Genomic DNA, 24,626 nt, shown 5'->3' on the forward strand with positions numbered 1-24,626 from the left:
GACAAAAACTATTTGCCATGAAGAAAAATATTAGCATTGTTTTACTGGTCCTTTTTATGCCTTTTTTTATGCAAGCTCAGGACCTGCTTGATGCACTTCGTTATTCTAATATCCAGGTCTCGGGAACAGCACGTGCAGGCGCAATGGGAAATGCATTTGGCGCATTGGGTGGCGATTTTACATCAATAAGCATAAATCCGGCAGGACTGGGTGTTTACCGCTCATCAGAATTAACAGTAACTCCGAAATTTACCTACGGTAACATTGAAGGGAATTACATGAACACCATGATGGAAGACACCAAGTACAATTTCGCCTTAAATAATTTAAGCTATGTTACAACCATACCAACTGCTTCACGCAGCGAAGTTGGATTGATTAGCATAAACCTGGGCATAGGTTACAATCGGCTGAAAGATTTTAACAGCAATTCGCTTTTGGGGGCATCGGGTGTAACAAGTTCTATTTTAGATTCATGGATTGAAAACTCTAATGGAGAAAATCCATATGTTGATCCAGGTACATATCCGTTTTATGATGACTTGGCAATTGCCGAGTTTGGAGGTGTTGATTTAATATACCAAGAAGAAAATTCAGAAACTTGGAGAAGCGATATACAAATTAATCCCTACGATGACAATATTCAGAATCACCCGGTGGCACAACGCAAAAGTATTTCACGTGAAGGATCGATTGATGAATACAGTTTTGCTGTTGGCTTAAATTTTAATCACAAAGTTTATATGGGAGCCACACTGGGTGTAACAGATATTTATTACCGTGAATCGAGCACTTACGAAGAATGGGATGATCAAAATATAATTCCGAATTTTGAAAGTTTGCAATTTGACGAATACCTGAGAACAACAGGAACGGGATATAATTTCAAATTTGGGATAATCTACAAACCAATAAACGAGATACGTTTGGGAGCATCAATCCACACACCAACATTCTACGACTTGCACGATTTTTATCATACTGAAATGTATGCAACAATTAATTATACTGATGGGACACAAGATCAAGAAGCATTATCACCTTTAAGCAATTTCGACTACCGATTAAATACGCCCTTTCGCGCAACACTTAGTGGAGCCTTTGTTATTGCAAAAAAAGGTTTAATTAGTATTGATTATGAATACGTAGATTATACTTCTGCAAAACTAAGAGATGGTAATTTTATTGATGCCAACCAGGAAATTAAGGATGTATTCAAATCAGTTGGCAACATTCGGGTTGGAGGTGAATTACGCGCTACCAACAATTTAAGTTTACGGGCCGGCTACGAATACTACCCCAGTGCCTATAATAGCAATGCTTTGGGTAACGACCAATTTAAAGCAGATGACAAACTAAGCGTTTACTCAACAGGTTTAGGCTATCGTTTTGGAAGTTTTACTTTTGACCTGGCTTATCGTATAACCGATATGTTACAATACGAGCTTCCATACGCAGCACCGGCATCAGGTATTTATCCTGTTCCGGAACCGGCTGAATACAGCGGACTTACGCACGATGTAATGTTTACTTTAGGATTTAAGTTCTAAGGTAAACTATATAATATTTTTGCAGAGACACATTCCCTTAGGTTTGTGTCTTTTCTTATGTATGCAATTTTGCCAGAAATTCATCTTTAAAACTAAGGCTTACCGGCAGTTTAATTTCGCCCAAACTAACCTGATTTCCCTCGAGGTACACCACTTTTGATAACGACACCACATATGATTTATGAATACGGCCAAATTGTTTCTCGGGAAGAGCTGCAAGAAAATCTTTTAAACGACCGTGTACCATAAGCGATTGACTTTCTGTAATAAAACGAACATAATCGCCCTGCGCTTCAAGGTAAATAATTTCGTTAAAATTTAGGCGATAGTCTTTTTTATTGGCTCTAACCATCAGGTGTTGCGGATTATTCTCTTTGCGCATTGAAAATCGCTCGATGGCCCTGTTTAATGCCGTTCGGAAACGTTCAAACGATACCGGCTTAAGCAGGTAATCTACTGCATCTACCTCGAAGCCTTCTAAGGCAAACTCGGGATAAGCCGTAACCAATATAAACAAAGGTGGTTCTTTTAAACTTTTTATAAAACCAATGCCACTTAATTTGGGCATGTTAATATCCAGAAAAAGCAAATCTACTTTCTCGTCCTTCAATATTTGTCCGGCCTCAAGCGCATCGCTGCAAACCGCAACCAATTGCAGTTCGGGGCAAGCGTTTACATAATCGCCCAATACATCCTGCGATAAAGGTTCATCGTCGACAATAATACAGTTTAAAACCATGCTTAATAATTTTACTTCATTCAATACTAATTTAACTGTACCTGCAAAAGCACTTTAAAGGTTTCTTTATGGTTGCTTATTTTTAACAAATGCTGGTTCGGATAAATCAAATCAAGTCTCTTTTTTACATTCTCAATTCCGATTCCTCGGTATTTTAAATCGAAAGTACTACTGGCCTGGCCCTTACTATTTTCAATCTCAAAATACAGAACCTCACCCGACACTTCCAGTTTAAGTTTTACAAAGGCATTTTTACTACCTCCTTTTAACCCGTGTTTAAAGCTATTTTCAACAAAAGGCAGAAACAAAAGCGGGGCAATTTTTTTGCCGTCAATTTGTCCAATCGTTTCAAAAACAATTTGCTGATTTTTATTAACACGTAAGTTTTGCAACTCGATGTAGTTCTTTATCATTTCCACCTCTTTGTTTAACGATACAAGTTCGGCATCCGAATCGTAAATAATATGTCGCATTAAATCGCTTAATTGAATTATTTTTGCGGGCACGTCTTTCGATTCTTTTCGGGCCATACTGTAAATACTGTTCAACGAGTTAAACAAAAAATGTGGATTAATTTGTGATTTTAAGGCTTTCAGCTCGGCCTGCGACTTTTCCTTTTCAAGCTCTTCGGCTCTAAACCAGCTCCGGGCCAGATGAAGCAAACTTGAAATAAAAAGATAAATGGCAAAAAACAAGGAGATATCCCAAAAACTGTAATAAGCTATAAAATAATACCCCCTAAAAATATAATCGATAAGTTGATCGAACAATAGCAAATAAAAACCCGAACCGAGAGCAGCTATTGCGAGTACAGCAAAAGCGTAGGCAAAATACCTGGTACGTTCCCACAGCACCGGAAAAAGCACATTCAGGTTAAGATATACCACAGGAACTATTGGCAAATGAAAAACGGCCGTATAAATTAAATCAATCTGCTTTATTTCAGCCGAAACTTTTAACACGTTCATTAAAATTAAAAACGACAGACACCAAAACAGGATATGTTGCAATACCCTGTCTTTTATTAAACGAACCAGAATTATTTTAATATACCTGTTCATCGTTTTCTTAGCAATTCAACTTCCAGGCCATCCTCAAATGCATCTTCAGAGTTAACGTATTTACTCACAAACTTTTGTAACTCTTTAGGCTTGGCAGTAAGTAAAATAAAATCGCCGTTATCTTCATGATGGATTCTAATCTTGTTTTCCTTTATCAGGTCCTCCAGCCATTCCGGGTCAAACCAATGAATGGCCAGTTTGTCATCTTTAACGGTTAACCGGGCAAAAGTATGCACCGGAATTAAATGCAAAGTTGCAAGGGATATGTCATCTTCTCCGCCATAATCTTCAATATAAAAATCCAGAAAATATTCGTTGGCAAGTTTTATCACATGAACTTCAAATTTTGATTCGCGAACCTCTCCATCTTCATTCGAGCTTATTGTGAGTGTATACCTGGTTTTGTCCCTGACTCCGTTCTTTTTATCGCCAATAAAAGGATGCGTAAATTTCCATAAGTCTTCGGAATTGCTAAATGATATATTATTGTCATCATCCTCAAACCAATCGCCCAACAAAATATCGTTTTCAAACAAGTCCTTTTCGGTATATAAAGGATAAAACGAATATACAACGCAGCCCGACAATAAAATTGTGATGGTAGTTACAAAAAGAATATTACGTGTTTTCATTTTTTGATTGTTTTTGATTTTATATACCAAAACTAAGTGACACGTATGAGCTAAACCAATTTTTTCGCTAAGATGTTGGTTTTTATCGTTGTGCTTGAAGCGTGCGTAAAATAATTATTCGGCACCAATTAAAACAAATAATTTAAACCAATGTAAATTCCCGACTCACCATCCCGCTCGTCAGCTGCCATACCATAATCACAACGAATGATAAAATTTTCATTCATCGCTACGCGCAAGCCCAATCCAAACGAATAATGTATGGCTTCTGCATCATTATCAAAATAATCATCATGATTATACACTCCAGGTGAATCTAATTCCACATAATAGTCAGGTTTTTCAAAATCAATTTTATCAGTTACCCTACCAAAATCGGCAAAAGCGTTCAGGCCTAAATAAAAGTTGTTATTGATAAACTGAAAACGGGCAAATTTCCAACGGGCTTCAACGTTACCTAAAAAATAAGAATCGCCAACCACCCTGTTTCTTCGTATCCCACGTAAGGAGCTGGCTCCTCCAAGTCCCTCTGAGGTAGCTCCTTTCATTACCGTTGTAATCATTTGTGTTTGGTAATAAAAGGGGGCATTACCGGTAAGTGTAGCCTGGTAGGCGAGCCGGTAAACAAACGACAGGTTGTTTGGTACCAAAGTAAAATACTGACGATGAATGACACTTAATTTGGTAAAACTATTTTCGCCACCTAAAAATTCGGGAGACCCCATTAAAACAGCTTCTGTCCATATTCCTTTCATCGGGTTGGGATGATTATCGCGCGTATCGTACACTATCCCTGCCTTTAACGTAGGAACAAAACCTCCATCGGCATCCTCATCTGAAATAATACCCCACTCCTGGTATTTTTGGTAAAGTCCGGGTTGTTCGTCGTGCCCCGGTAAAAGGTCGTCTTGGTCCTTATTTTTATTCAATTTATCAACATCCACTAAATCCAGTTTAAAGTTCAATAGGTTTACGCCGCCAACCCATTTTACACTTTCGCCGGCCAAATCGCCTTGCAAATCAACTTTAAAACGAAACAATTTACGATCGTACTTGTAAAACATTCGTGTGCGGTAATCGGCTGTTTCATCATCAAACCAATCTTTATTCACCACAGCATCATACCCGTTAAAGCCATAAAAATCGTAGGCCCTGTCGCTCAAGTAACTAATATCAACCGAGGTTTGAAGTCCTTCAATCAGCTTATCCGAGTCATAATAAAACCGGTTTATACCACTGCCCTTTGTAAACCTCGATACTTCAAGATAAATGGAATGGTCGTATTTTGGATACCGGCTTCCATCGCCATAATGATAAAGATTTATTAAACCTCCATACTGAAAGCCCAAATCGGTATCGAAAGTAATGGTTGGAAGCGCACCAAAGTTCCACCCCTGTTTGGTTAAATCATCTTGTGCTATTAATCCAAAACTCAGGATTAAAAACATACAAATAAGCCAAATACGTTTCATGTTGTTTGATTTTAGTTAGACGAAGAAAGTATTTCCAAAAGAAATGTCATTGAATGTTTTAGTATAAGAATACATAACGAATATAATTATTTTTATACGGAAATTTACAATCCTGTTTGTAATCTGGTGACAGCACCAAACTTTTCATATTTTTTTATTTTGTTTTAGCAATCTATATTAATATTTTTAAAACAAATGAATTAATCAAATCAACATGAAATCAAACCGCAGAGATTTTTTTAAAATAGGTGGACTCACGGGAGCCGGCATTTTGGCCGGTGGCTTAACATCATGTAAGCAATCGCCAAGTGCCCAGTCGGCCATGCAACACATAAAAGATGCAGCTATAAATAACAATCCTCAACAATTTAATATGTGCGGGTATGCTGCTCCAAAACTTAACAAAATTAGGGTTGGTTTTGTAGGAATTGGTGATCGAGGCGCAGGAGCGGTAAAACGTATGACCTATATTGAAGGCGTAGAAATAACGGCGTTATGCGATATTCGTCAGGCAGCAGTTGATGGTGCCCAAAAAATACTTGATGAAGCAGGTTTGCCAAAGGCAAAAGAATTTGTTGGCGACGAACAGGAATTTAAAAATCTTTGCGCGAGTGGACTTTGCGATCTGGTTTACACTGCAACCCCCTGGCAATGGCATGTGCCGGTTGGTTTGGCTGCTATGGAAGGCGGAGCACACACTGCACTCGAGGTATCGGCTGCAAAAACAATGGATGAATGCTGGCAAATGGTGGAAACATCAGAACGCACCAAAAAACATTGTGTTATCCTTGAAAACTGTTGTTACGATTTTTTTGAACTGCTGACTTTAAATATGGTTCGTCAGGGTATTTTTGGCGATCTTATTCATGGCGAAGGTGCCTACATTCACGATCTCGACTACTGGCATTTTAACAAGCCTCAAGACGAAAAAATGACCGATGGAGCGTATACCAAAATGTGGCGTTTGCACGAAAATCAGCGTAAAGCAAATGTATATCCAACACATGGACTTGGACCCATTTGTCAGGCAATGAACATCAATCGTGGCGACAAAATGGACTACCTGACAGCCATGATGTCTGAAGATTTTACTTTAAAACATCGCATTAAAGAAAAAGCAAAAGAAGACCCGTTTTTTGAACAGTTTGTAGGAATGAACTTGCGCGGCAACATGGACATGCAAATGATTCGTACCAACAAAGGCCGCACAATTTTAATTCAGCACGATGTATCTTCGCCACGCCCTTATTCACGTATACATATGCTTAGCGGCACCAAATGTTTTGCACAAAAATGGCCACTAAAACACATTGCTTTTGGGCACGACATTGTTGACGAGGCCGGCATGAACGAGCTAAAAGAAAAATATGAACCGGAAATTATAAAACGTGTGGGAGAAATGGCCAAACAGGTTGGCGGACACGGCGGAATGGATTTTATGATGGACTGGCGACTGATTGATTGTTTGCGAAACGGATTACCTGTTGATATGGATGTGTACGATGCAGCCACCTGGAGCTGCATTACTCCACTTAGCGAATGGTCGATTGCTAACGGATCGCAACCTATTGAAGTGCCTGATTTTACGCGGGGAGCCTGGCGAACCAACAATCCGGTTGATTTATCGCTTATTGAGGGTGGAACAACAGGGGTTAGAAATGTAAAAAATGCAAATTCATCAGTACAGCTAAACGTTGAATAACTATAAATGAGAAAGGGCTGAATATTCTGCCCTTTCTTTTTACTCACTCCACTACTTCGTGTAAGAAAATAAAGTAGTTTTCTTTTTATTGTTTAATTGTTGGTAGTTTTCTTTTACTCTGAAATGTCAAAAACCGCCGACTCGGATACCGACGGTTTCGCTCTAATCAAACTAAATAAAGTATGAAAAAAAATACAAACTTTACTTAACGACAAGCGAGGAATAATTTACCCCTAATCAAAAACAAAAAAAAACCGCCACCCATTAAAATGAGCGACGGTTGATCTAACCAAACTAATTATGGTTTAAACAGTTTTACTGTTTTGCCCACCATAAAGGAGTAGTTACTAAATCTTCTCTACCCAAAAATTGTAATGCCTGATCATAGCTGTCAGGATTAGTGTTCTGTAATGAAATTGGACCACGTAATCGATGTGGAAAAAACTCTCGTTTGCTAATGAGTAAACCAGTCGGCGTTGCTCCAGGCAAATTTGGCAGAATATTTTCTACAGCAGGATTAACAAAGAAAGGTAACCCCAGCCTTCTATGATCATTCCATGCCTCAAGCGGTTGCCTTGGGCTGTTAGCAATATACTTTTGAGTAATTATCTTTGATAAAACATCGTTATTGGTTGCTGCTCCAAAATTCTCCGAAAATACGTTAGTAACGTTTCCTGTGGTTTTATCATAAATATGGTAATTATTAATTGAATAGCTTAAAGCTTGGTCTGTATGATCAATTTACGAATATTGCTCTTTAAAGATGTATGAAACGAACATGAATTTTCCTCATTCTAAATTCACAAAAAAGAATGATTAAAATTTATGTGAGTTCCTGTCCCGATGTATCGGGATTTTGAACATTCAGAAATCGAAAAATTTTAAACAGATGAAATGACAGAAACAAAAAAAACCGTTGATTATAAAAATCAACGGTTTTAATCTAACCAAATTTATCTATGAAAAAGATCACTATTTTGTACGACCTGTCCACCAAACAGGTGTATCGTGATTATTCTTATGAGCCACTTCCTGGAAATTATCAGGGTTAGTAGTTTCTTCGCTCGATGGGTAATAGAATCTTTCCATCCACACCCATTTTTGCGAAACCGGGGCCAATATGCCATATTCTTTTTGCAGGCGCCTGGTTTCACTCCAAATTTCCCAGTAGTTAAGTACATTCAGGTGAGCGAATTTCTGGTAAAAAATCTCTTTAATTTTTTCATCATTGCTCATTCCTGTAAAGCTTGCGGCTTTTCCGTCTAAAAATGCGTCGGCAACTGGTTGAGCTGCATACGATCCATCCATAATATTTGCGGGGATAGCCGGGTTTGTTGTTACATCAAACGTATTTGATTTGTTCACCTGGTAATACCAGTTGATTGACTCTTCAATTGCTTTACGGTATGCTTCAACCGGATTAATACCCGTTGCAGATTCAGGAAAGCGAACGGCAGCTTCAGCAAGCAGCAAATGTGTTTCTGATGGTGTGAAGGCCGGATATTCCATATCAAAATTATAGTAGGTAATCTTGTTATAGAATGAGAAGTAAGGCTCCAGATGGTCGTCATAAACCCAATCTTTTGCTCCGTTAATTCGGTCTTGTTCGTATCCCAATGCTCCCATATCGGCCTCAATATTTGGAAACTGATCTGCTCCCCAAATGTCAACACCAACATAATCGCCCCATTGATTCGGCTGAAATACGGTATATAACCTTGGGTCGATTTGGTCTTCAGGCGTTGTTGGTCCTTCGTATCCAAAAATATCGCGAACCATAAAACGTGGAGCATGGAAATTATACCACATCTCTTTCATTGCACGTGGCCAGTACCACTCCATAACGTGCGCATAATCTTTTTCGGCCATACCAATAAAGTCATCGGCTTCTGACACTACCGGCAGGTTATTTTTAACAATGTCGGCTATTACTTCCCTGGCTTTATCAGGGGCTACAACCGAGATGCGCATGGCCATTCTTAAACGCATTGAGTTGGCAAACTTACGCCATTTAAGCACATCGCCATTGTTTAAGATATCATGTACCCTAAATTTTTCGTGCGCCAACGAGTTGTTTAACTCAAAACCATTCAACGCATTATCAATTTCTTTTAGCTCATCTAAAAGCGACATATAAATTGACTCCTGAGTATCGTACTTGGCCCAGAATTTTTTCTCGTAAGCGCCGTTCGCTTCGGTGTAAGGCACATCGTCGTAAATATCAGTTAACCGTTGAAACATATATGCTTTCACCACATTAATGCAGTGTACATATATTTCGTAATTCGGCTTTTCTTCTTCTGATAAGCCATTCAACATCAGGTTTAGTACCGGGATGTTTTTGTTAAAATCAACGTAAGTTTTATTAAACTGAGTATTACGCAAGGTAGCACCCGACCAGCCGGTCCAGGCTGTTACACTGTTATCCGGAACATTGTTGTAATAAGCATACGGGAAAGTTCCCAGGCCTAAAACACGGTTGAACGCACGTGCCTGATGATAGCCAGGTCCATACTCCAGACGAAACAGTTCGGTTGGTTGCAATGCCCCGGTAAATAGCATTTCAAAACTAGGTTCGGTTTGCCTTTCCGGATCGTAGAACTGGTCTTCCAACTCGCTCTGACATGATGAAAAGGTCAGTAACAGTGAGACAAAAACAATTACTCCTGTCTTTATATTTAATATGTTTTTATATGGAATCTTCATGATTGATAAGTATTAAAATCCAAGTTTAATTTCACATCCAAAGCTTCTCACACCGGGCATACCTGAATACTCGGTAAATTCATTTGTTCCTGCATATGATTCAGGAGTTACGTTTGGCGCATCTTTATAAATGTAAGCAATGTTGTTACCAAATACAGAAATACGGGCACGGTTAAAGAAAGTATTGTTAATCCAACGTTTTGGAAGTTCGTAACCGAGTGTAATTCTACGTAATGCTACGTAATCACTTTTATAAATGGCGTCTTCGGTAATATCCATATAACCCTGCCAGTACGTTCTTTCGTAGTACTCCTGCGCGGCAATTAGCGTATTGTTCTCCGATCCATCTTCTTTAACACCCGGAAGAATTACACCATCATGCAGAATGAAATCGTATTTTGAATCGGAAGGTGCTGCTGCGGAATGCGACTCAAGCAGTATTTTTTGATTATCAGTATTTACATAATATGGCAAACCACCACGGGCTTCATCGCGATACTTTAACGATTCTTTACCTGTTCCGTTTCCTTTCAGGTACATATTGGTTTGCGAAATAAGAGTTCCACCAAACTGAAAATCGAAATCAAAATCGAGGTAAATACTTTTGTACGAAAGACTGTTGTTTAATCCACCGGTTAGATCAGGAATTTGTTTTCCAACCTTCACCTGCTGCTCGGTATCGAACTGGTAAACACCATTTGAACCTACAACAAGATTACCATTCTCATCGCGTTTCCAGGGATTAATGAAAAACTCGCCATACTCGCCACCAACGCGGGCTTCCATGCTGGCTCCGGTAACACCCCACAAAGGCAATACATCAACACCGTCAGAAAGTTCTTTAATTTCGGTATTGTATTTTGCCAGGTTTAAAGTGGTGTTCCAGTTAAAATTACGCCCCATTACCGGCTTTCCGGTAAGCTGCAACTCTACACCGCTGTTTTGAACATCGCCGGCATTTACTTTAATTTTATTTACACCCGATGATTTTGGCACATCCAATGCAATAATTTGGTCGTAAATATTGGCTTGAAACCACGAGAAATCAACTCCCAATCGGTTTCCCTGGAAGAAATTCATTTCAAAACCAAATTCAAATTCACGCTTACGTTCCGGCTTCAGGTTTTCCGGTGGCAATTTTCCTTCTGCAATTCCCGTTTCAAAATCGGCAGGAGGCATATCGCTTGATGCAGTAGCATAAGCTATACCACCATAACTGTTTACATTAAATGCCAGGTTACCAAAATAAATTGGGCCCGGACGACCAACATCGGCAAACGATGCACGTGCTTTGGCGTACTGAATTACCTCGGGTAAATCGAGCGTTTCACTTGCAATCCACGACAAACTTGCACCGGGATAGAAATAACTGTTATTTTGCGGCGGCAATATCGACGACCAGTCGTTACGCCCTTGTATTTCAAGGAATAACTGATCTTTGTAGGCCAATTGTGCCGATGCAAGCACACCGTATAGAACACTTGATCTGCGTGATCCTGAACCTTCTGATTTTACATCTTTACTACTATTTGATAGCGAGAACCAGTTTTCCACAAGGAAATCCTGAGTTAAAGACTTCACGTAACGATCACTAAAATCTTCGTATACAAAGCCAATTAAACCACTGATATTTAAATCGTCGTTGATTTTTTTATCGAAATTCAAATAAGCATTGTTATAAAAGTTAAAGATGTTACGCTCTTCAACCGAGTAATACCCTTGCTGCGAGTTTTCGCTAAGCGGACGTGTAACTTTTTTCTTTACTTCGTTTAGTTTTCTGGTCATATCAAAACCAGAACGCAAGGTAAGCGACAGCCAGTCGGTAAAATCAATATTCAGGTTAACCGACTGAATTAAGTGATGACGGGTTTCATCAAAATCGTTTTGTGTTTGATTCCAGAAATAACTGCTTCCCAACTTACCTACCAGGCTTCCGGCAGCCTCGCTTCTTTCTTTATCTCTGAAATACCAGTATACACCTGTATCATCAACAATATTATCTTTCCATAGCTGGGTTTTCATATCGCGGTTTACACCATAGGTAACCAAACCGTCTTGCATTCTGAAAGGAGCATTGTGGTTAAACGTGTAATAATAGTTACTGATGTAATTTACCGAAATATTTTTCGAGATATCCAGGCTTCCGTTAAAACTAAATATGTGGTTATCCTGATCGGCACCAATTACCGTGCTGGTAAATTTTTTGTTGGTGTATCCAAAACGTACATTTCCCATGTCGCCGGCATTCGACAGGGCAAAACCATTGGTTCTTAAGTGTCCAGTTTGAAATAATTCTTTAAAGTTGTCTTCCTGAGGACTGTATTCTCTCATTTGTCCATCCCACCAAAGAATTTCGCGTCCGTCCATGCGCGGGCCAAAACCTGCTGCACCACCCGATCCGTAGTAAACCGGAGTTTTAACGCCGTTAACATCTTTATACCTGAATCCGTTAGCATCGGTATCTTCAGCATTTGGCAATGCGGCACCAATACTCGAACCGGTACCAAACTCATCTTGCAACTCGGGGTAGTAGGCCACCTTATCCCAGGTAAAGCTTGAATTCACTTCAACACCTAAACCCTTTTTCTTGGTACCTGATTTAGTTGTGATTAATACCACACCGTTTGCACCTGCATAACCATATAAAACCGAAGCTTTTGCACCTTTCAGAATCTCTATAGATTCGATGTCTTCAGCATTTATATCGTTAATACCTGTACCCTTGTCACGACCATCTCTGTCGTTGCGGTTCATTCCGGTGTTTTCGTCGAAAATAGGAATACCATCAACCACAAACAAAGGCCTGGTTGATGATGATGAAGTTAACGATACCGAGTTACGGATGTTAATAATCATACCACCAGTAGGGCCGTTTGCCGTGCTCGAGATACGAACACCTGCTGCCTTTCCGTAGAGCGATGTTAAGGGGTTAACCGGCACACCACTTTTTACCAGGTCGTCAGCCTTAATCGAACTCATTGAATAACCAAGCGCTTTTTTTTCGCGCTTGATACCCAACGCTGTTACAACTACCTCGTCGATTCCTACTGCGTCGGTAAGCAGTGTTATATCAACTGAAGGTCGGTTATTCACTTCTTCTTCCAATGTTTTCATTCCAACAAAAGAAAAAACCAAAACCGCGTCTCCCGGAACCTTAATAGTGTAATTACCATCAACATCGGTAATTGTACCATTATTTGTTCCTTTCTGAACTATTGAGACACCGGGTATTCCAATGCCTTCCTCATCGATAACCGTCCCGGTTACCGATTGTTGTGCTATTGCACTACCAAGTAACGCAAAGCACATACCTAAAACCAGAAAAATCTTTCGCATAGATTTTAATTTAAATGATTTTTAATAGATTGTACTAGATTAATTATTCATCTCACTAAATAATTTTTGAAATAATTTTGCTGTAATCCCCAATAATCCTGAATGCCGCCAGTTATTGGAAATTACTATTTTAGTATTACCAGAAATTTGCTCCAGACAGTACTGATTTATCGATTGCTGAATGGGCGTTAAAACATATTGATTGGCCTCTGAAACCAATCCTCCCAAAACGATAATGTCCGGATTTAATAACTGGATAGTATTTGACAATGCTTTTCCGAGTGCCTGACCAACACTATTAAGCAATGAAATGGAAAATTCGTCACCCATCTTTGCTGCTGATATGATATCCTGCACCCGAATATCATCGGTGCAGTGTTTAAACTTATGAGTAAGTTGCGAGATGCGGTTAGTATTTACAGCCTCGATGGCTTTTTTTATTATTACATAAGCTGAAATTTCGGTTTCCAGGCAGCCTCTTTTTCCGCAGATACACAAATCGCCATCATCAACAAATTTGATATGCGATAATTCGCCGGCAAAACCACTTCCCCCGTTATAAAGTTTGCCGTTTAAAACCATACCTAAACCTACACCCCAGTTCCAGTTTATAATCATGGCATTTTGGTAACCTTTGGCTTCACCAAAAACAAATTCACCGTAGGCTTCCATTCGGGCGTCATTATTTATATAAACTAATTTCCCGAATTTTTCCTTTAATCGTTCGCCAATATTCTGGTAGGCTTCTTCTTTAATGGTAAAATTTATTCCGGCAGCACTGTCTACCAAACCCGGCATAGCCATACCCACACCATATACGCTGCTGTATCGGATATAATTTTCTGATAGAATTTGGCGGGCCGTATTGTAAACCTTATCAACCAGTTCCTTGTCGTCAATTGAAGTAGTAATAAGCTCAACCGGAGCAACTAACTGATTATGTGAATCGTAAACAGCTACCTTGCCTTTAAATCTGCCCAGCTCAATTGAAATTACAAAAATGCTGCTGTTATTTAATCCAAACAAAGTAGGCCGACGTCCACCTTTTGATTCTCCACTTCCTTTAACCTCTACAAGTTTCAGTTGCGTTAAATCCTTTAACAAAGCAAGTGCTGTAGGCAAACTTACACCAATACTTTTGGCAATAAATGTGGCTGATAAGGTATCGTGCCGGTACAAAAGATCTAAAATCCTTTTTCGTCTTCGATACTTCTTAAGCTCATTTCCGGAAAGTGTAGTATTCTCGATATCCTCTAAAAGAACCATATAAGACAGTTTGGCTAATAAATTCGATGCAATTTAAATATTATTTTATAAATAATTAAACTATTAGTTAATTTTTTTAATAAGTATTTTTTATTAATCAATTTTATTTTGCTAAACCCATACTAAATAAAGTATTAATGTAAAACATACAATAACTCCATACATTTTTGAAGTAAAAACTTTTAAGAAAGAAGAAACACCAAAACGAAAGTCAGAAGTAGTTATGATCAGCGGTTAAATAGCCTCAGATTTTTTCACTAATATTGTAAACACCTATTATTAACTATAATCTAAAAATTCAAGATGATCAAAAAAATTCAACTTCTTTGCAAACTTATTATCCTTTGCATTTTCTTTTCTTCATGTGGAAATTTATCGAAAACAGATTCGGACAAGCCCAACATTTTATTTATTATGAGCGACGACCATGCGTACCAGGCGATTAGTGCGTATGGCTGCGGGCTTAACGAAACTCCAAACATCGACCGAATTGCTGATGAAGGTGCATTATTTACAAGGGCTTGTGTAACGAACTCAATTTGCGCACCAAGCCGTGCAGTACTTTTAACCGGAAAGCACAGTTTTATTAATGGAAAAGTGGACAACGTGCAACCTTTTGACTGGAACCAACCAAATTTCCCGAAACTAATGCAGGCCAATGGCTACCAAACAGCCATGATTGGAAAAATTCACCTTGATGGAGAACCTCAGGGTTTTGATTTTTCGATGGTACTGCGCGGACAAGGACATTATTACAACCCTGAATTTATGGTAAATGGCAGTGGCAAATGGGAGCAGATTGAAGGTTATTGTACCGATATTATTACCGACAGCATGCTTGATTGGTTAAAAAACAAACGCGACCCCAATAAACCATTTTGCGCACTTTACCATCAAAAAGCCCCACACCGCAACTGGAAACCGGCACAAGAGTACTTGAATCTGTATGACAATAAGACCTTCGATCCACCGGCAAATTATTTTGATGATTACGAAGGCAGAGGAAGCGCCGCCAAAGAACAGGAAATGCAAATTGACGGGCATGCCCGATGGGGGCACGACTTTAAACTATTAATCGATCCGGATGGGAATCCTACCGGTTTTGAAAATGAATTAAAGCGTTTTAACGAACAGCAACGAAAGGACTGGCTGGCAGCTTATACGCCAAAGAATGACGCCATGAAAGCTCAGCAGCTGGAAGGCAAAGAACTTGGAAAATGGAAGTTTAACCGTTACATTAAAGACTACTTGCGTACCATAAAATCGGTTGACGATGGCGTTGGTGAAGTACTCGATTACCTGAAAGAAGCGGGTTTGGAAGAAAATACGATAGTTGTTTATACTTCTGACCAGGGATTTTACCTTGGTGAGCATGGCTGGTTTGATAAACGTTTTATGTACGAGGAATCATTTCGAACGCCTTTATTGGTGCGCTTTCCAAAAGAGATTCAGCCGGGAACAAAAATCAACAAATTGGTTCAGAATCTGGATTTTGCCCCTACTTTTCTTGATTATGCCGGAATTACAGCACCTGAGGAAATGCAGGGAGAATCGTTTAGAGACCTGGTTAGCGGCAAAAACTCAGAGTGGCGCGATGCAGTCTATTATACCTACTACGAATACCCATCGGTGCACATGGTAAAAAGGCATTATGGCGTAGCCACCGAACGCTACAAACTGATGCATTTTTATTACGATATTGACGAATGGGAAATGTACGATTTGGAAACCGATCCCAGCGAGATGAAGAACATTTATAATGATCCGGCTTATGCCCAGGTGCAAAAAGATCTTCACACAAAACTTCAGGAATTAAGAAGTTATTACGGCGACAGCGATGAAAACGACCAACGGTTTTTAAAAGCTTATCTCGACCACCAGGAAAAATTAAGAAAAAAAAGAGCAGCTCAATAGTAAACAAACTCATATAAAATAGAAATCAACAGGAAAACCACCTGCCCACCTGGCAAGTGGTTTTTTATTTACGGCCAGTACTGTTTAACGTAAATTAACAGAAAGAATTAAAAATTATGAATAATAAAATTGTTACATTCAAAACACCTAATTATAAAGAGGGTTCAATTTTTTATCGAAAGCGAAAAAATGGTACAAAATCAAATACAGATATACCTTACTTTCCTGTTAGTTATAGCAGCAGGCCTGGCAGGATATGCACAAGTACCAAATACCGACACCATTCAAATTGAGAAACAACGTATACTAAAACAGGAACATTTTTACGACAGCTTAGAAAACAGGGCCAACCAACGTAAGCTTACCGGATGGCTTTACGATGCATTAATCTCTCCCCCACGCCCTTATGTGGATAAAAAGGCATTGGCGCTTGACTATTTTAACAAATACGAAGGAAAAATAATTGCCAGTATTAACATTAACGCACTCGATGTTTTTGGCCCCTCGTGTACTGATACCACAAAAAAAGCCGATAACTGGGCCGAAAAAGCGGCCAACGCCATTCATACCAAATCCAACCTGAAAACCATCCGCAAGCTTTTGCTTTTTAAAATTGGCGACATGCTCGATCCCGAAGTAATGTACGAAAACGAACGGATTATCAGAGACTTGCCCTACATTCGCGATGTAAGAATTTATGTAGAGCAAGATAGCGTGTATGTGGGATTGGTTAACGTTACCGTATTAACCAAAGACAGATTTTCTTTTGGGGTATCAGGCGGAGTAAACGGTACCAGCTCGGGAGATATTGAATTATACAACCGAAATATCTTTGGTGTGGGACACGAGGTTTCGGTGAAATTTGTTGGACACATTGAACGCGAACCCTACCTGGGTGTGGAAACTTACTATAACATAAAAAACATTGGCGGTCGTTTTCTCGATATCAAATTGGGCTACCTGAATACCTACAAGCGAGAAGGGTATGTTTTTGATCTCAGGAAACCTTTTCTTACACAAAATGTGAAATGGGGATACGGTGGATTTTCGGCTCGAATGTACCGCACCGACAGAATTAGAAACACCGACCCGGTTAAAGTGGAAGAACCGCTTGACTTGTGGGTAAACAGTTTTTGGGGTGGACGAAGCTTTAATATCAGTCCGCGACACGAGAATATTACTGAACTAACCCTGTTAAGCGGAATAAATAACTGGAACTATTTTGAAGAGCCGGTGGTGGATCCGGAAAACAGCCATTTCTTTGCTAATCGCACCTTGTATATGCTTGGGTTAACCGTTTCACAACGAAGATACATTCAGGACCAGTTAATTTACAGCTACGGAATTACCGAAAATATTCCTGAAGGGTTTAAAAACGAGTTGATTTATGGCTACGATGCCAATGAGCACGGCGACAGGCATTACCTCCATTTTTTTACTTCAAACGGGAATCTCTTATTAAGCAGGCGAGGCTATTTGTTTACATCGGCCGGTGTGGGTGGCTACCTAAAAAATAGTAAGTTTGAGGAGGGCATCATTCATGGCGAAGTGAATTTTATTTCGAAACTTGCAACTGCCGGTAGAAAAAGGGTGAGAACATTTGCCAATTTAAATTACACGCTTGGTGTCAGGCGTTTTGAAATAGAAAATCTCACACTTGGCGAGAACGACCATATTCGCGGTTTCGACAGCGATATTGCCATTGGCAAACAACGTTTAAACGTAAAGCTGGAACATGTAGTTTTCCTTCCACACGAATTTTATAAGTTTAACATAGCCGTATTTGGTTTTGTTGATGTGGGCGCAATTGGCTCAAACAAACAATTAATTTTTAAGCAAGACTACTACAGTGGCATTGGCCTCGGCATACGTTTTCACAACGAAAACCTGGTTTTTGAAACCTTCCGGCTTCGCCTGGCCTTTTATCCGTTTCCGCCGGCTGACATGAGTTTTGTTGGATTTTCTCTCGACGAACAATCAAAACAACGCTTTATTTCGTTTGAACCTATTGGTCCGGCTCCGATGAACTTTGAATAAAAAAAGCAAGCGAACCTTTTCCTCTACCTTAGAACTGGAAATATATAAAAGGCTGCATATCAGCTGATATAGATTGATAAACAAATACTACAACAATAGCTGCAATTATTGCTTTAACCCAAATCGGCGAACTAATAAACCAGTTTTTAACCCGCTCTTTTAAAGCATAGCTCAACCAGTGGGTAATAAAGCCAAACAACATTACCAAAAACACCCATTTGTAAGCCACAAGAATTTCAGGGATAATTGCAAGTTGCATATCAGTACCAATTTGGCGTAACATTCCATTTACCACCTCCATCGATTCGGAGCGAAAAAACACACGGGTAAAAGTTATAAAAGTGAAAGTAAAAGCAATTCTCCAGATCGTAACAAAACGGTTGTTCAGGTTTTCCCACGGACTAATTTTTCGCCAGAATTTGTAAACCACCAGTCCAACACCATTTAAACCACCCCAAATAATAAACTGCCACGATGCACCATGCCACAAACCACCCAAAAGCATAGTTAGCATTAAGTTTATATTGGTATTAATGCTGCGTTTTACCTTTGGCGAAAACTTTGCCAGCAACGCAAAAACCAATACCAAAGCTGCAAAAATGGGAACCAGAATTAACTTGCCGGCCAGCAAAACCACAATAGCCAAAATAATACCCAAACTAATGTAACTAAATACCGAGCCCTCGCGGTTACCTCCAATAGGAATATACAGGTAATCTTTTAACCACGATGAAAGCGACATGTGCCAGCGTTTCCAGAACTCGGCAACACTTTTGGCCTTATACGGCGAATTAAAGTTTTGTGGCAAACGGTAGCCCATTAACAAAGCCACGCCAATGGCAATATCGGTATACCCCGAAAAATCGACATATACCTGCAAAGAGTAACCAAACAATGCCATCAGGTTTTCGAACCCGGAGTGTGTTATTGGATCGGCAAAAACCCGATCGACAAAGTTTACTGCGATGTAATCGCCAATAAATATCTTTTTTATTAATCCTTTCAGTATGATAAAAACGGCCCATCCAAACTCCTCTTTCGACAGGCGGTAATCTTCGTAAATTTGCTTTACAAAACCCGATGCACGAACAATTGGCCCTGCCACCAGCTGCGGAAAAAACGAAACATAAAAGCCAAAATCAACCAGGTTATTTACCGGCTTAGTTTCTCCCCTGTACACATCAACCGAATAACTTATGGTTTGAAATGTAAAAAAGGAAATACCCACCGGAAGTAATATTTGGTTTACCTCGAAATGCGTGCCGGTTGCTTCGTTGGCCCACAATGCAAGGTGGTTAATTACCTGCAAATCGGTACTAAACATGATGTTTATACTATCGATAAAAAAGTAGGCATATTTAAAATAAGCCAGTAGCCCCAGGTTGATAACTACGCTGGCTGCGATAAGAAATTTACGAAACAGTTCATTTTTTGATTTATAAATGCTTTTGCCTATAAAAAAATCGGTTAGGGTGCTAAATAGCAGAATAAAAAAGAAGAACCCGCTTGATTTGTAATAGAAAAACAAACTAACCAGGAAAAGATACCCTGCCCGAACACTTCGGTTTTTATTTTTGTACACCAAAGAATATCCGGCCAAAACAAAAGCAAAAAAGGCCCAAAAGAAAAAGCGTGTAAAAATAAGAGGTGCCGTTTTATCGTACAGAAAAATATTCCGTAAAAGTTCGTTTAATTCTATTTGTTGTAATAAATCCAAGTATTGTAGTTTTCGTTTTAGTTTATCGTATTTTCCGTAGCGGCCGGTTGTACAATACCACCCTCGCCGGTTGAATTATTGCCCGGCTTACTTGTAGCTGTCATTTTATTCCGCCTGATAACAAAGGCCTCAAAATCTTTTATCAGCGCCCCAAAAAACAAATCAGCAACCATCAGGTAACCTTCGCGTGTAAAATGAATTTTATCGGCCTGAGCCAGGCCATTATTCTGCCAAAGCACCACGGAATTAAGCCCACCCATAACTGAATACATATCCCAAACTCCGGCATTGTATTTTTTTGCCATTTTAAACATGCTATCCTTAACCTTTTCGCCATTTTTATTTACATACCTTCGGTACAGGTAACTGTCGTTATTTGTGGTAAATACAATGAGGGCATTGGGTGCAGCTGCCTTAATTTTATCAATAAGCTGTCCGTAATTATCTTCAAACCGGCTGCTTGAAAAGCGGCGGCCATAGGCGTCGTTTATACCTAACCCAAGAATTACCAAATCAGGGTGAAGCCCGGACAACTGTTCCTGAAAAAGCTGGCAACGCAAAAAGGCCGGAACATGCGCTCCATTCACTCCAATGCTGTGGTAAAGTACTCCATTTGGATTCGATTCTGTTGACAATCCCAACAAGGTAAAAGTTCCGTCTGCACCAGCTTGCTTCACTAAAGTTATTTTTAGGCTGTCAACCCATTGGTTTAATTCAAAATCGATATAACCGTTGTACTCTGATTTTTTTGTCACAACAGCAGAGTCGATAACAAGCGAATAATTCTGCTCTGCATTTTCGTAATAAATGCGCAACTTGTTAAAACTGTAATCCAGCTCGTTTTCTTCTTCCAGTAAAATAGTAAGTTCGGCTTTTGGCGACTGTGTTGATGCCGACATACCACCTACCCCAAGCATACCGCTTTTTTTACGTTCAACATTTCTGAAACTTTTCCAGTAGCCGTTATAACGGATGTAGTAACCAAATGGAGAGTTTGTGCGCGAAATTCGGTAAGGAAACATATAACCCCAACCGGCATTTATTTCGCCGTTAAGTTGCTGAAAACGGTTGCGCATTTGCCCCGAAAACGATCCGGCCTGAATATGTGAACCGCCGATATGAACCACATTCACTCGTCCTTCACCGGTGGTGATTAATTTTTCGAGTTTCGAATAAAAACGTTCTGCATTTTCGGTGGTTCCCGGGTAATGCATTTCATTTAAATCGTAACGAATAAAATTATATTGGTTAACATGGTAAAAGTAGTTTCCCTGCTGCGCAAAAGTCGAAAGGCCAAGCAGAAAAAATCCGATAAAAAAAGGTATTGAAAAAACCCGGCTAGCAAGTATCAGTCTTTTAGTTTTTTCGTGTTCTTTGCTGAATGTTATTTTCCGGTACACCTTCATTAAATCTCCTCCTCCAGGTAATTGTTGTACTCCAAAATCAGTGCGTTATAAAACATGTTTGCCACCAAACGTGCGCCTCGTGGCGAAAAGTGTACGTAATCGGGCCGAGCCAGTTCGGGTTGAGCATTTACCCACGAAGGCATGCTATTGTGCCCGCCCATTGCCTGGTACATATCCCAATACGCGCAATTATTAGCCAGCGAAACCTCTTTAAGCTTATCTACCACACGCGGCAAATGTTTATAAGTAAGGTATTTATCCTTCTTTTTTGTCGACATATCGCTTGGCCCAATTACCAGAATAGCCGCATCGGGGCACAGTGCATTAATGCGTTTAATCTGGCTCGAAAACCAGCGGCCATAGCGGTCAATCGCTTTCTGGTCTTTTATGTACGGAATTACATTTCCGCCAAACTGTAGTATAAAGAATTTCGGGTTCAAGTCCTTGTACATTTTCAGGCTATGCTGAAAATCGGCTTTTGTAAAAATGGTTCCTGAACTACCGCGTAAGGCAATGTTGTCAACAATAATTCCTTTGGTCGAAGCCAGTTCAATACCGTACACATCAGGGCCATCGTATCCCGAGAACCGCAATGTAACACTCGAAGTTGAATCGGGTAAGCTGCACTCGAGCACAGCATAATCAATATCGGGTGCCAACGTATCGGCGAGCACGGTATCTCCCTTTGCCAAAACCTGCACCGCTACCGGGCGTTTGGCATGCCCGTAAAACAGTCGCATCTGTTCATATTCGCGAGTGCGTTTATACGAAATGGCCGATTTCGACACATTCATTTCAGCTTCAAACAATACCGAATCTACAAATGATAAAGTATCGGTTGCCAATGGTGCATAACGCGAAAAAGCCCCCATAACTCCGTAACGACTGTGTTCGACAGTTGAATCGACTTTCCCGTAAATCGGATAACGTTTCCAATTGTCGGAGTTTTGCTGATGCGCACTAAAAACATAATCGTAAGGTTGTAAAGCCGGACGCAAGCCAACACCTGTACCTCCGAATTTAACCTGCAGTTTATTTCGTATAAAAGCCGTTATCCGGTCGCCTTCAATCTGGCTGTCGCCGTAATGCATTATCCGAACCAGCGTATCATTTTTCAGATGTTCAAAAAAACGGTAGAGGTTTTCTCTCCCCTGCTGATTCATTTCAACCCGATGCACGGTTTGCACAAGCGAATCGTAGCTGGCCCGATGCACAACTTCAATCACTGTATCGCCGGCTACAGTATCCAGCTCAATGTCTACCAGCGAGTCTATTTCGAATTGCTGCGCAATTATTGTCGACACATCGGTGTATTCCACATCATCAGCCACCAGCATTTCAGCAAAAGTTGGCATATGAAATGTAAAATCACCAACTTCAATACCGTCATCTGGTATTAACCACATTACCCCGGCTAACAAAGTAATAACGCTAAGTGTATAAATAAGAGTTTGAACCGGTTTCATTGCACGTAGATTATTAATTTCTGACCAATCTGAATTTTGCGGGCGTCTGAAATGTTATTCCATTCCAATATCTTCTCAGGAGTTACTCCCTGGTATTTTTTTGCAATAACATAAGGCGATTCTCCACTTTTTACAACATGCTCTACCTTGTTTGCTGTTTGGAGAATGGCCGTGCCCGGCAATGTACCTGCTGAAAAATCGGGGATTGCAGTTATCGGTTTATCCTTTTTCTCCTTTTTTTGTTGTAGCGCTAAATAATAAGCTGCCTTATCATTGTCAACAAAAATATCGAGCGTTTTCCCGGCCTGAATTTTTCGCTCGTTGTAAATATTATTCCAATACTTTAAATCGGCAACCCTAACATCATAATCTTCGGCAATAAATCCGAGCACATCGCCCGATTTTATGCTGTACTTTATTTTTGTTTTCCCCGCTATTTCAAGGTCTTTCACCGGTTCGCCAATAAACTGACGATTGGGTGCCGGCGGATATTCTATTTTTTGCGCAACTACCTCAAACATAGCCGAGTCCACCGTATTGTATATCGAATCCTGCTGTACCAGAAAATCATTTTTAAACTTTGCAGGCAGGCAAAGCGAAGCATTTTCAGGTAATATGGAATACGGATATTGTGGATTATAAAACTGTACTTCAGCAAGCGTTACAGGAAGCACCAAACAAATTTGCGAAAAATGCATTTGAGTCCTAACCGGTATTATCACCGTTTCTATTTTCGATTCATCAGGAACAAAAGCCACTGAACTCAAAAAAGCAACACAAGCCTGGTAGGCTGCCATAAATTCCACAATATCATTTGATGCCACAGCCATAAAATCCTGAAAACTTGCATTCTGGCCGGTACGATGCTGCAGGTTTTTCACTTTTGTTTTTCCGAAAACATAGGCCAACATGGCCAGCCTGGTATCTTCAAATAGCTTTTTATTGTTTTTCAGCTCATTAACAGCAGCCACTGTTGCTTTTTCGTACTGTAAACGTTCATCATACAACTTTTCAAGCCTCAAACCATTCATCACCGACTGAAAATGGGTCAACTGCCAGATTCCTGCTCGTTTAAAAGAGCTGGAATAAAGTGCATTGCCAGCCGACAGAACTGCGGGTAGATACTGCAATTCCAAACTTAATCCGGCTGTATTTAATGCGTTTTTCACCTCCTGGTTGTAATAAGCGAATGCTTTTACAAAAGCGGTCTTTTGCTTTTCGTCGAGCGAATTTAGAATTGAATAGTAGACCTCGAATTTTTGAGGATGGTACACCGATGAATTCGGCAAATAAGTCCCATTTTCTTTGTTTAATGTGCTTAACTGCCCGGAATAAAAACTTTCGTCGTTCCAGGGGTATTGCCCCGACAAACTACTCACCATTTGCTGAAAACGATAAGCATAACTTTTGGTATCGATACTATCCTGCCCAAACGTAAATTGCGTGGCCAATAAAAGAGCAGCAATAACAATCCCAAAAACAATCCCCTGCTTATTTTGCAACAATGGTTTCAAATACAATTCGAATAAAAAATGATACGCAAAAATAGGATTTCATTTAAAACAGGATGCCTGCCAATACAATTAAATGCAAAAAGTTGTTAGGCCTTAAAACAATTCGCG

16 protein-coding genes are annotated in these 24,626 nt (G+C 39.8%); 4 read left to right on the plus strand and 12 right to left on the minus strand.

Annotation, left to right across the window (positions count from 1 at the left end):
* Window positions 1-17: 17 nt before the first annotated feature.
* The gene (locus QZ574_RS05780; RefSeq protein ID WP_297087729.1) at window positions 18-1,550 is read left to right on the plus strand and encodes an outer membrane protein transport protein; all 1,533 of its coding nucleotides are present in this window, start codon (window positions 18-20) and stop codon (window positions 1,548-1,550) included.
* Window positions 1,551-1,605: 55 nt separating this feature from the next.
* On the opposite strand, the gene QZ574_RS05785 is transcribed toward QZ574_RS05780, so the two are convergent.
* From QZ574_RS05785 to QZ574_RS05800, 4 genes are all read right to left on the minus strand, one after another.
* The gene (locus QZ574_RS05785) at window positions 1,606-2,289 is read right to left on the minus strand and encodes a LytTR family DNA-binding domain-containing protein (RefSeq protein ID WP_297087730.1); all 684 of its coding nucleotides are present in this window, start codon (window positions 2,287-2,289) and stop codon (window positions 1,606-1,608) included.
* Between the two features lie 26 nt (window positions 2,290-2,315).
* Window positions 2,316-3,350, minus strand: coding sequence for a histidine kinase (locus QZ574_RS05790; RefSeq protein ID WP_297087732.1), 1,035 nt, complete (start codon window positions 3,348-3,350; stop codon window positions 2,316-2,318).
* Window positions 3,347-3,982: a hypothetical protein gene (locus QZ574_RS05795; protein ID WP_297087734.1), complete on the minus strand. Its 636-nt coding sequence runs from the start codon at window positions 3,980-3,982 to the stop codon at window positions 3,347-3,349. Before QZ574_RS05795 ends, QZ574_RS05790 begins: the two co-directional genes overlap by 4 nt.
* 128 nt (window positions 3,983-4,110) lie before the next feature.
* A complete protein-coding gene (locus tag QZ574_RS05800) occupies window positions 4,111-5,454 on the minus strand; it encodes a BamA/TamA family outer membrane protein (RefSeq protein WP_297087736.1) in 1,344 nt (447 codons plus the stop codon).
* Between the two features lie 214 nt (window positions 5,455-5,668).
* Between QZ574_RS05800 and QZ574_RS05805 the strand changes: the two genes are divergently transcribed.
* A complete protein-coding gene (locus QZ574_RS05805; protein WP_297087737.1) occupies window positions 5,669-7,156 on the plus strand; it encodes a Gfo/Idh/MocA family oxidoreductase in 1,488 nt (495 codons plus the stop codon).
* Between the two features lie 315 nt (window positions 7,157-7,471).
* Here the strand turns inward: QZ574_RS05805 and QZ574_RS19425 are convergent, their stop codons facing one another.
* The 4 genes from QZ574_RS19425 to QZ574_RS05820 form a co-directional block, all read right to left on the minus strand.
* Complete coding sequence (locus QZ574_RS19425; protein WP_363313616.1) at window positions 7,472-7,897, minus strand: SusD/RagB family nutrient-binding outer membrane lipoprotein; 426 nt, start codon at window positions 7,895-7,897, stop codon at window positions 7,472-7,474.
* A 231-nt stretch (window positions 7,898-8,128) separates the two neighbouring features.
* Complete coding sequence (locus tag QZ574_RS05810; protein WP_297087739.1) at window positions 8,129-9,862, minus strand: SusD/RagB family nutrient-binding outer membrane lipoprotein; 1,734 nt, start codon at window positions 9,860-9,862, stop codon at window positions 8,129-8,131.
* A 12-nt stretch (window positions 9,863-9,874) separates the two neighbouring features.
* Complete coding sequence (locus tag QZ574_RS05815) at window positions 9,875-13,198, minus strand: SusC/RagA family TonB-linked outer membrane protein (protein ID WP_297087741.1); 3,324 nt, start codon at window positions 13,196-13,198, stop codon at window positions 9,875-9,877.
* A gap of 39 nt (window positions 13,199-13,237) precedes the next feature.
* Window positions 13,238-14,464 (minus strand): ROK family transcriptional regulator, encoded by a 1,227-nt coding sequence (locus tag QZ574_RS05820; RefSeq protein ID WP_297087743.1) that lies wholly within the window; start codon window positions 14,462-14,464, stop codon window positions 13,238-13,240.
* Between the two features lie 303 nt (window positions 14,465-14,767).
* Here QZ574_RS05820 and QZ574_RS05825 point away from each other — a divergent pair, with 303 nt between their 5' ends.
* Together QZ574_RS05825 and QZ574_RS05830 are read left to right on the plus strand one after the other, a co-directional pair.
* Window positions 14,768-16,378 carry a sulfatase gene (locus tag QZ574_RS05825; protein ID WP_297087746.1) on the plus strand — a complete coding sequence of 537 codons (1,611 nt, stop codon included), beginning with the start codon at window positions 14,768-14,770 and terminating at the stop codon, window positions 16,376-16,378.
* Between the two features lie 189 nt (window positions 16,379-16,567).
* On the plus strand, window positions 16,568-18,415 hold the full coding sequence (locus QZ574_RS05830; protein ID WP_297087748.1) for a hypothetical protein: 1,848 nt from the start codon (window positions 16,568-16,570) through the stop codon (window positions 18,413-18,415).
* Window positions 18,416-18,443: 28 nt separating this feature from the next.
* On the opposite strand, the gene QZ574_RS05835 is transcribed toward QZ574_RS05830, so the two are convergent.
* From QZ574_RS05835 to QZ574_RS05850, 4 genes are read right to left on the minus strand one after another with little or no spacing between them, the layout of a single operon-like run.
* Window positions 18,444-20,132 carry an MBOAT family O-acyltransferase gene (locus QZ574_RS05835; protein ID WP_297087750.1) on the minus strand — a complete coding sequence of 563 codons (1,689 nt, stop codon included), beginning with the start codon at window positions 20,130-20,132 and terminating at the stop codon, window positions 18,444-18,446.
* Between the two features lie 17 nt (window positions 20,133-20,149).
* Window positions 20,150-21,538, minus strand: coding sequence for a GDSL-type esterase/lipase family protein (locus tag QZ574_RS05840; protein ID WP_297087752.1), 1,389 nt, complete (start codon window positions 21,536-21,538; stop codon window positions 20,150-20,152).
* Window positions 21,538-23,004 carry a GDSL-type esterase/lipase family protein gene (locus tag QZ574_RS05845; protein WP_297087754.1) on the minus strand — a complete coding sequence of 489 codons (1,467 nt, stop codon included), beginning with the start codon at window positions 23,002-23,004 and terminating at the stop codon, window positions 21,538-21,540. Before QZ574_RS05845 ends, QZ574_RS05840 begins: the two co-directional genes overlap by 1 nt.
* Window positions 23,001-24,509 (minus strand): LysM peptidoglycan-binding domain-containing protein, encoded by a 1,509-nt coding sequence (locus tag QZ574_RS05850; protein WP_297087756.1) that lies wholly within the window; start codon window positions 24,507-24,509, stop codon window positions 23,001-23,003. The genes QZ574_RS05845 and QZ574_RS05850 overlap by 4 nt, the downstream gene beginning before the upstream one ends.
* Window positions 24,510-24,626 lie beyond the last annotated feature (117 nt).

Origin of the sequence: uncultured Draconibacterium sp. (assembly GCF_913063105.1) — a bacterium.
Taxonomy (GTDB): domain Bacteria; phylum Bacteroidota; class Bacteroidia; order Bacteroidales; family Prolixibacteraceae; genus Draconibacterium.

Excerpts from the sequence above, each read along its gene's own strand:
- QZ574_RS05845 (WP_297087754.1), bottom strand. The coding sequence starts at position 23,004 with ATGAAACCGGTTCAAACTCTTATTTATACACTTAGCGTTATTACTTTG.
- QZ574_RS05810 (WP_297087739.1), bottom strand. The coding sequence starts at position 9,862 with ATGAAGATTCCATATAAAAACATATTAAATATAAAGACAGGAGTAATT.
- QZ574_RS05805 (WP_297087737.1), top strand. The coding sequence starts at position 5,669 with ATGAAATCAAACCGCAGAGATTTTTTTAAAATAGGTGGACTCACGGGA.
- QZ574_RS05780 (WP_297087729.1), top strand. The coding sequence starts at position 18 with ATGAAGAAAAATATTAGCATTGTTTTACTGGTCCTTTTTATGCCTTTT.
- QZ574_RS05800 (WP_297087736.1), bottom strand. The coding sequence starts at position 5,454 with ATGAAACGTATTTGGCTTATTTGTATGTTTTTAATCCTGAGTTTTGGA.
- QZ574_RS05790 (WP_297087732.1), bottom strand. The coding sequence starts at position 3,350 with ATGAACAGGTATATTAAAATAATTCTGGTTCGTTTAATAAAAGACAGG.
- QZ574_RS05830 (WP_297087748.1), top strand. The coding sequence starts at position 16,568 with ATGGTACAAAATCAAATACAGATATACCTTACTTTCCTGTTAGTTATA.
- QZ574_RS05785 (WP_297087730.1), bottom strand. The coding sequence starts at position 2,289 with ATGGTTTTAAACTGTATTATTGTCGACGATGAACCTTTATCGCAGGAT.
- QZ574_RS05795 (WP_297087734.1), bottom strand. The coding sequence starts at position 3,982 with ATGAAAACACGTAATATTCTTTTTGTAACTACCATCACAATTTTATTG.
- QZ574_RS05820 (WP_297087743.1), bottom strand. The coding sequence starts at position 14,464 with ATGGTTCTTTTAGAGGATATCGAGAATACTACACTTTCCGGAAATGAG.
- QZ574_RS05840 (WP_297087752.1), bottom strand. The coding sequence starts at position 21,538 with ATGAAGGTGTACCGGAAAATAACATTCAGCAAAGAACACGAAAAAACT.
- QZ574_RS05815 (WP_297087741.1), bottom strand. The coding sequence starts at position 13,198 with ATGCGAAAGATTTTTCTGGTTTTAGGTATGTGCTTTGCGTTACTTGGT.
- QZ574_RS05825 (WP_297087746.1), top strand. The coding sequence starts at position 14,768 with ATGATCAAAAAAATTCAACTTCTTTGCAAACTTATTATCCTTTGCATT.